Here is a 7,432-nt window from a genome sequence, read left to right as displayed (position 1 = left end):
TTTGTATACGATCATATCGGTTACGTTTCTTCCGACACGGTTGCCGTCTGAAATCGTTTCGCACGGAGGCGGGCGCTTCGCGCCCTTCAAGGAGGACGCCGAGGTCACGGAGACGGTGTGTCGCTGCCACGCCGATTGTGGGGACGTCGACCGTCGCTTTTCAAACGCGAAGCGTATCGAAACCACGCATTCAGCTTCGGAAAAACGCGTCGACTCCGTGACCTCGGCGCCCTCCTTGAAGGGCGCGAAGCGCCCGCCTCCGTGCGAGAAACAACGATCGGTGACACTCATGTTCTTGCCTCTCCCACGATGACCGGTCACGGCACGGAGCCGATACGGTCCTGCGCCTGCGCATCATGTAAGCGTGGCGACTCCCTGGTCGCGCGAAGAGGTCCTATGCGTCCGGCGGTCGCTGTCCGCACGCCTGCGAGTTTCGTGCGGACGACGGACGCATCGGGATAGCGTGCGCCCCGCGCGGGGATCGCCTTCATGTCGCTGCCGAACGGTTCACAGGGAACGCCACGCAAACGATTGGTCAAAGCGGCCGGCGGGTTGCCCCGGACGCGGCCGTGATTGACCGGCCCCCAGTCGTCGCCCGCACGCGACGCCATTTCAACGGCTGCCCCTCCTCCCAAGCCAGGGACGCCGCCAGCGTCCAGGGCTTCTCCGATGGGCCCGTGATGCCCCTCCGGCACAGGCGCCGGCTCCCTCGATTTGGCGCATTGCCGCTACGCCTGTAATCTGTCTCGGACCGAACACGAAGGACGCGCCCCAGGATGAACGACCAGATCGTCGAGACGCCGCAAGCCTATCTGGATCGTATCCAAGCGCAGGCCACCCGTTTCGAAACCCCGTGCGGCGAGGGCCGGATGATCTGGCACCTGTGGGACCGGTCCGGCGGCACCGCGCCGGTCGTGGTGCTGTGCCACGGCGGCGCCGGCTCCTGGCGGCACTGGGTCCGCAACATCGAGGCCTTGCTTCCGCGCTGGCGGGTGTTGTGCCCCGACCTGCCGGGGCTGGGCGAGTCCGACGACCCGCCCGACGGGGACGATCCGTTCGGCATCGCCGGCATCGTCGCCGACGGGATCGACAGGATCATCGGCGCGGACACGCCTTACGACGTCGTCGGCTTTTCCTTCGGCAGCGCCATGGCGGTCTGCATCGGGGCGCTGCGCGGCAAGCGGGTGCGGTCGGTCATCATCATCGGCTCCTCGGGCGTCGGGCTGCTGGGCTCCCGCGTCCCGCTGGAGAAGGTGCGGCACCTGGAAGGGCAGGCGCGGTGGGACACTCATCGCATCAACCTCAACCGGCTGATGATCGCCGACCCGGCCAAGATCGACGACCTGGCGCTGACGATCCAGGACTGGAACACGATCCGCTCCCGCCTGCGCACGCCGTCGATCTCGCGCAGCGGGGTGGTCATGAAGGCGATCGACCAGTTGCAGTCGCCGCTGAGCGCGATCTGGGGCGAGCTCGATGCCCCCGCCAACCCCAAGGCGCCGGAGCGCGCGGCGATCCTGCGGGAGCACAGGCCGGGGACGGACATCCGCCTGATCCCCGGCGTCGGCCATTGGGCCGCCTTCGAAGCGGCCGACACGGTGAACGCCATGCTGCTGGACATGCTGGAGAGAACCCGGCCCTGACCGGGCCGGCGGGAGAAACGGACAATGAATGAACCGACGACAGGCCCGGAGGTCGGCCCCGGCGAGATGATGGGCAACGCCGGCCCCGGCATGCTGCAAGGCCTGCGCGTGATCGAGGTGGCGGACGAGCGCGCCGAGTACGCCGGCCTGCTGCTCGCGGGCCTCGGCTGCGACGTGGTCAAGATCGAGCCGCCCGAGGGCAGCGCCACCCGCCGCATCGGCCCGTTCCTGGACGACGAACCGGGTCCGGAACGGTCGTTGTTCTTCTGGAACTACAACCGAAACAAAAAGTCGGTGGTCCTGGACATCCAGGCGCAGCCCGAGACTTTGCTGAAGCTGCTGGAGGGGGCGGACATCCTGCTCGATTCCTCCTGCGGCGCGCTGAACACTGCGCTGGGGCTGGATCGGGCGGCGCTGAACGCGCGGTTCCCCAAGCTGGTGACGGCGCGGATGACGCCGTTCGGGGACGACGGGCCGTGGGCGGACTTCAAAGGCTCCGACCTGATCCACCTCGCGCTCGGCGGGGTGATGATGAATTGCGGTTACGATCCCGATCCGAACCGGCACTACGACCTGCCGCCGATCGCGCCCCAGGTCTGGCACGCCTACCACATCGCCGGCGAGCAGCTTGCCACCGGCGTCGTCGCCGCCCTGATCGCGCGCCACCGCACCGGCCAGGGGCAGGACGTTTCGGTGGCGGTGCATGAGGCGGTGTCGAAGAACCCCGAGCTCGACATCATGCACTGGGTGATGCGGCGGGTGCCGCTGTGGCGCCTGACCTGCCGGCATGCGCTGGAGGTGCCGAACGCCTCGCCGTCGATCATGCACACCAAGGACGGGCGCTGGTACATCTCCCACGGCATGGGTGCGCGGGACCTGAAGAACCTGGTGCCGCTGCTGACCAAGTACGGGATGCAGGCCGACCTGCAGCCGCCTCCGCCGGACGCCGACCTGAAGGCGCGGGCGGTGCCGGGCAGCACGGCCTCGGACGAGGCCAAGGCCCATATGATCGACGTCGTTGCCCGCTTCGCCCGGTCCTGGACCTATCAGGACATGCCGTGGCTGGAGGCGCAGGAGGCCGGGCTGCTCTGGGCGCCGATCCGCAAGCCGCACGAGAACGCGCTGGACGAGCACTGGCTGACCCGCAAGACCTTCGCCGATGTCTGGCACCCGGAACATGGCCGCGCGTTCCGGTATCCGACCAGCAAGTGGCTGACGAACCGGACGAGTTGGCAGGTCGGCCGCCGCGCCCCGCTGCTGGGCGAGGACACCGATGCGGTGCTGGCCGGGGCGCCCCGGACGGCGTCCGTCCCGGCCCAGCCCAAGGGCGACGCCGGTGCGATCAAGTCCGCCCTGCACGACAAGCCGTTCCCGCTGCAGGGGGTGAAGATCCTGGACTTCGCTTGGTTCCTGGCCTCGGCGGGCGGCACGCGCTTCCTCGCCGCGATGGGCGCCGAGAGCTACAAGGTCGAGTGGAAGGACAACCCCGATACCCGCCTGGCGGCCATGGCCCCCGTGGGCGGGCGGGAGGCGCGCGACAAGGCGACCGGTCCGCTGCCGGGGGTGAAGGACCCCGACATGGGCGGGCAGTTCAACAACAAGAACGCCGGCAAGCGCGGGGTGTCGCTGAACATCCGCCATCCGAAAGGGCTGCAGATCGCCAAGGACCTGGTGCGGGTCTGCGACATCGTGGCCGAGGGGTTCTCGCCCGGCGTGCTGCAGCGGCTGGGCCTGGGCTACGACGTGATGCGGAAGATCCGGCCGGACATCATCTACATCCAGCAGGCCGGGATGGGCGCGCACGGCACCTATGGGCGGATGCGCACCGTCGGTCCGGTGGCGGCGGCGTTCGGCGGGCAGGCGGACATGTCCGGGTTGCCGGAGCCGGCGATGCCCGTCGGCTGGGGGTATTCCTACCTCGATTGGATGGGCGCCTACGGCTATGCGCTCGCCTTGCTGGGGGCGCTGTACCATCGCGACCGGACCGGGGAGGGGCAGTGGATCGACGCCTCCCAGTGCGAGTCCGGCATCTTCCTGACGGGCGCGCAGATCCTCGACTGGTCCGCCAACGGGCGGGCGTGGACGCGGTATGGCAACCGCTCCCCCTATAAGCCGGCGGCCCCGCACGGGGCGTATCGGTGCAGGGGCGAGGACCGGTGGGTGGCGATCGCCTGCTTCACCGAAGCCGAGTGGCAGGCGCTGGCGCGGGTGGCGGGGCAGGCCGACTGGCTGGACGACAAGCGCTTCGCCACGCTGGCGGACCGGCTGGCGCACCAGGACGCGCTGGACGCGGCCGTCGGCGCCTGGACCGCGGGCAAGACCGCCGAGGACGTGATGACGGCGCTGCAGAACGCCGGCGTCCCCGCCGGCGTCTGCCAGAATGCCGAGGACCGCTGCGACAACGACCCTCAGTTGCGGCACCTGAAATGGCTGACCGAGGTCACGGGCACCAAGATCGGCACCTGGCCGGTGTATGAGTTGCCGATGAAACTATCCCGCACCCCGGCCTATATCGGCGGACCGATCAACCGCGGCGCCCCGGGGTATGGGGAGGACAATCTCTGGGTCCTGACCAACCTGCTCGGGATGACGGCGTCGGACGTGGAGCGGCTGGCGGAGGAGGGGGTCATCTGAGGCGCCGCCGGCTTTCCGGCATGGTGGCCGGAAGGCCGCCATGCCGGCCTCACGCCTGCGAAAACTCCCCCGACTTCCCTCCGGCCTTGTGCGTCACCCGCAGCCCTTCGATCCGCATGCCCCGGTCGACCGCCTTGCACATGTCGTAGACCGTCAGCGCCGCGACGCTGGCGGCGGTCAGGGCTTCCATCTCCACCCCGGTCTGGCCGGTGGTCTTCACCGTTGCCGCGATCTCCACCGCCGGTCCGGCGGGATCGGGGGTCAGGTCGACCGTCACGGCCGTCACCGGCAGCGGGTGGCACAGCGGAACCAGGTCGGACGTCCGCTTCGCACCCATGATTCCGGCCAGGCGGGCGACGCCCAGCACGTCGCCCTTTTTCGCCGTCCCCTGCTGGATCATCGCCAGCGTCGCCGGCGCCATCACCACCCGTGCCCGAGCGGTCGCGGTCCTGGCCGTGACGGCCTTGCCGGAGACGTCGACCATCGCCGCGTTGCCGGCGGCATCGAAATGGGTCAGGCCGCTCACCGGACGCTGTCGCCCAGCAGGGCGCGCACCGCCGCGGCGACGTCCTTCTGGCGCATCAGGCTCTCGCCCACCAGGTAGCAGTTCGGCCCGACGGCGCTCAGCCGGCGCAGGTCCTCGGTGTTGCGGATGCCGCTTTCGGCGATCAGGAAACGGTCGGGCGGCACCAGGGGCGCCAGGTCCTCGGTCGTCTTCAGGTCGGTCGCCAGCGTCCTGAGGTTCCGGTTGTTGATCCCGATCAGCGACGTCCCCAGCAGCAGGGCGCGATCGAGCTCGTCCCGGTCGTGCACCTCCACCAGCACGTCCAGGTCGAGCGACAGGGCGATCTGCTCCAGCTCCCGCGCCTGGACGTCCGACAGCGCCGCCATGATCAGCAGGATGCAATCCGCCCCCATCGCCCGGCTTTCGTAGACCTGCCACGGGTCGAGGATGAAATCCTTCCGCAGGATGGGCAGCGGGACCGCGGCCCGAGCGGCTTTCAGGTGGGCCGGATCGCCTTGGAAATGCTGCCGTTCGGTCAGCACCGACAGGCACGTGGCGCCGCCGGCCTCATAGGCCCGCGCCAGGCCAGCGGGGTCGAAATCTTCCCGGATCAGGCCGCCGGAGGGTGACGCCTTCTTGATCTCCGCGATCAGGCCGTACCGGCCGCTGGATGCCGCCGCCTTCAGCGCATAGCCGAAGCCGCGTGGGGCGTCGCCGCGCGCGGCGATGTCCGCCTTCAGCCCGTCGATGCCTCGCGCAGCCTTCCTTGCGGCGACATCCGCTTTCACGTCGGCGGCTATCCTGGCGAGCACGTCGGGCATCGCGGTGTTATCGTCTGCCATTCAGTCTCCCTTGATGGAGGGGCATGCAGGAACAGAGCCAGCGAACCGCAACCCCAAGTCTAGCGGTTCTAAGAGGTGTGGGCGAGGCTCGCTCGTCGTAGCGTGTCCAACGCCGCAAGAGCAGCGCCGGATGCGATGGACTGCTCAGCGATCCCGACGCCCTCGCGCAGGTCGCCGACGCGGCCGGCGACGATCAGCGCCGCGGCCGCATTCAGCAGCACGGTGTCGCGATAGGGGCCGCGCGCGCCTTCCAGCAAAGCGTGCAGGGCGGCGGCATTGAAGGCGGCGTCGCCGCCGCGGATGCCCTCGAGGGGCGAGCGCGGCAGGCCGGCGTCTTCCGGCGTCACGGTGAAGCTGCGGATCGTGCCGTCGGCCAGCGCGGTCACGTGGTTTTCACCCGCGACGGTCAGCTCGTCCAGGCCCATCCCGTGGACCAGCCAGGCCGAGTCGTGGCCCAGCGCGGCCAGGGTCTCGGCCATCGGCAGCGTCCAGTCGGGGGAGAACACGCCGGTCAGTTGTCGCCGGACCCGCGCCGGGTTGGCCAGCGGCCCCAGCAGGTTGAAGATGGTGCGGGTGCCAAGCTCCACGCGCGGACCGGCGGCGTGCCGCATGGACGGGTGATGCCGGGGCGCGAAGAGGAAGACGCAGCCGGCTTCCGCGAGGATCGCCGGCAGGGCGGTCAGCGGGGCATCGACGTTGATCCCGAGGGCGGTCAGCACGTCGGCGCCCCCGGTCCGGGACGACAAAGCCCGGTTGCCGTGTTTCGCGACCTTGATCCCGCATCCGGCGATGACGAAGGTCACGGCCGAGGAGACGTTCAGCGTGCCGGCCCCGTCGCCGCCGGTGCCGCAGACATCGATGGCGCCGTCCGGCGCGTCGATCGCCGTCATGCGCGCCCGCATCGCCCGCACCGCGCCGGTGATTTCGGCCACCGTCTCGCCGCGCAGGCGCATCGCCATCAACAGGGCGCCGATCTGCGCCGGAGTCGCCTCGCCGCCCATGATGATGTCGAACGCGGCTTCCGCCTGATCGGCCGTCAGCGTTTCGCCGGCGGCAAGGCGGGCGATCGTGGATTTCAGGTCCGCCGTCATGTCTCAGGCGGCGTGGGCGGGCGCGTTGGTCCCTCGCGCGATGGCCAGGAAGTTCCGGAGGATGGTATGGCCGTGCTCGCTGGCGATGCTTTCCGGGTGGAACTGCACGCCATAGATCGGCAGCGTGCGATGGTGCATCGCCATCACCAGCCCATCCTCGGTCCAGGCGGTGGGGACCAGCGTGTCCGGCAGCGAGTCCCGCGCGACGATCAGGCTGTGGTAGCGGGTCGCATTGAACGGGGAGGGCAGGCCGGCGAGGATGTCCGTCCCCGTATGGCTGATCGCCGAGACCTTGCCGTGCATCGGCTCCGGCGCTCGGACCACCTGGCCGCCGAAGGCCTGGCCGATCGCCTGGTGGCCGAGGCAGACGCCGAGCAGCGGGATCTTGCCGGCGGCGGCGGTGATGAGGTCGAGGCAGATCCCCGCCTCGTTCGGGGTGCAGGGACCCGGCGACAGGACGATCGCCTCCGGCCGCATCGCCAAGGCGTCCTGAACCGACAGCTTGTCATTGCGCCAGACGTCGCACTGGGCGCCCACATCGCCCAGGAAATGGAACAGGTTGAAGGTGAAGCTGTCGTAGTTGTCTATGAGCAGGATCATGGGGCCGCATCTTTGGTCCGGCCGTGAGCGCTGGTCAATGTTTCACCGCTAGGGCGACGCGGGGTTTTTTGCGGCGGCGACGCCTTCGGGGGGAGAGGGGGCGCCGTGCGTTCAGGT

Annotated in this window: 7 protein-coding genes; 2 read left to right on the top strand and 5 right to left on the bottom strand. The window is 69.6% G+C overall.

Going from position 1 to position 7,432, the window contains the following annotated elements:
* The coding region (locus tag VHB27_RS00275; RefSeq protein ID WP_325596476.1) for a hypothetical protein at positions 1-291 on the bottom strand (291 nt) is incomplete at its 3' end.
* Positions 292-776: 485 nt separating this feature from the next.
* Between VHB27_RS00275 and VHB27_RS00270 the strand changes: the two genes are divergently transcribed.
* Together VHB27_RS00270 and VHB27_RS00265 are read left to right on the top strand one after the other, a co-directional pair.
* A complete protein-coding gene (locus VHB27_RS00270) occupies positions 777-1,643 on the top strand; it encodes an alpha/beta fold hydrolase (protein ID WP_325596474.1) in 867 nt (288 codons plus the stop codon).
* Positions 1,644-1,667: 24 nt separating this feature from the next.
* Positions 1,668-4,277, top strand: a complete 2,610-nt coding sequence (locus VHB27_RS00265; protein ID WP_325596472.1) for a CaiB/BaiF CoA-transferase family protein — start codon at positions 1,668-1,670, stop codon at positions 4,275-4,277.
* 49 nt (positions 4,278-4,326) lie between these two features.
* On the opposite strand, the gene moaC is transcribed toward VHB27_RS00265, so the two are convergent.
* From moaC to VHB27_RS00245, 4 genes are all read right to left on the bottom strand, one after another.
* Complete coding sequence (moaC, locus tag VHB27_RS00260; protein ID WP_325596470.1) at positions 4,327-4,803, bottom strand: cyclic pyranopterin monophosphate synthase MoaC; 477 nt, start codon at positions 4,801-4,803, stop codon at positions 4,327-4,329.
* Positions 4,800-5,624, bottom strand: coding sequence for an indole-3-glycerol phosphate synthase TrpC (gene trpC, locus VHB27_RS00255; RefSeq protein ID WP_413788610.1), 825 nt, complete (start codon positions 5,622-5,624; stop codon positions 4,800-4,802). Before trpC ends, moaC begins: the two co-directional genes overlap by 4 nt.
* Before the next feature lie 68 nt (positions 5,625-5,692).
* Positions 5,693-6,715 (bottom strand): anthranilate phosphoribosyltransferase, encoded by a 1,023-nt coding sequence (trpD, locus tag VHB27_RS00250; RefSeq protein ID WP_325596468.1) that lies wholly within the window; start codon positions 6,713-6,715, stop codon positions 5,693-5,695.
* A gap of 3 nt (positions 6,716-6,718) precedes the next feature.
* Positions 6,719-7,315, bottom strand: coding sequence for an anthranilate synthase component II (locus VHB27_RS00245; RefSeq protein ID WP_325596464.1), 597 nt, complete (start codon positions 7,313-7,315; stop codon positions 6,719-6,721).
* Positions 7,316-7,432 lie beyond the last annotated feature (117 nt).

Source organism: Rhodopila sp., from assembly GCF_035548235.1.
In the GTDB taxonomy this organism is placed as follows: domain Bacteria; phylum Pseudomonadota; class Alphaproteobacteria; order Acetobacterales; family Acetobacteraceae; genus Rhodopila.
This window is presented reverse-complemented; position numbering and strand designations above follow the sequence as displayed.

Coding starts and splice junctions, on each gene's coding strand:
- VHB27_RS00270 (WP_325596474.1), top strand. CDS start 777: ATGAACGACCAGATCGTCGAGACGCCGCAAGCCTATCTGGATCGTATC.
- VHB27_RS00265 (WP_325596472.1), top strand. CDS start 1,668: ATGAATGAACCGACGACAGGCCCGGAGGTCGGCCCCGGCGAGATGATG.
- trpC (WP_413788610.1), bottom strand. CDS start 5,624: ATGGCAGACGATAACACCGCGATGCCCGACGTGCTCGCCAGGATAGCC.
- trpD (WP_325596468.1), bottom strand. CDS start 6,715: ATGACGGCGGACCTGAAATCCACGATCGCCCGCCTTGCCGCCGGCGAA.
- VHB27_RS00245 (WP_325596464.1), bottom strand. CDS start 7,315: ATGATCCTGCTCATAGACAACTACGACAGCTTCACCTTCAACCTGTTC.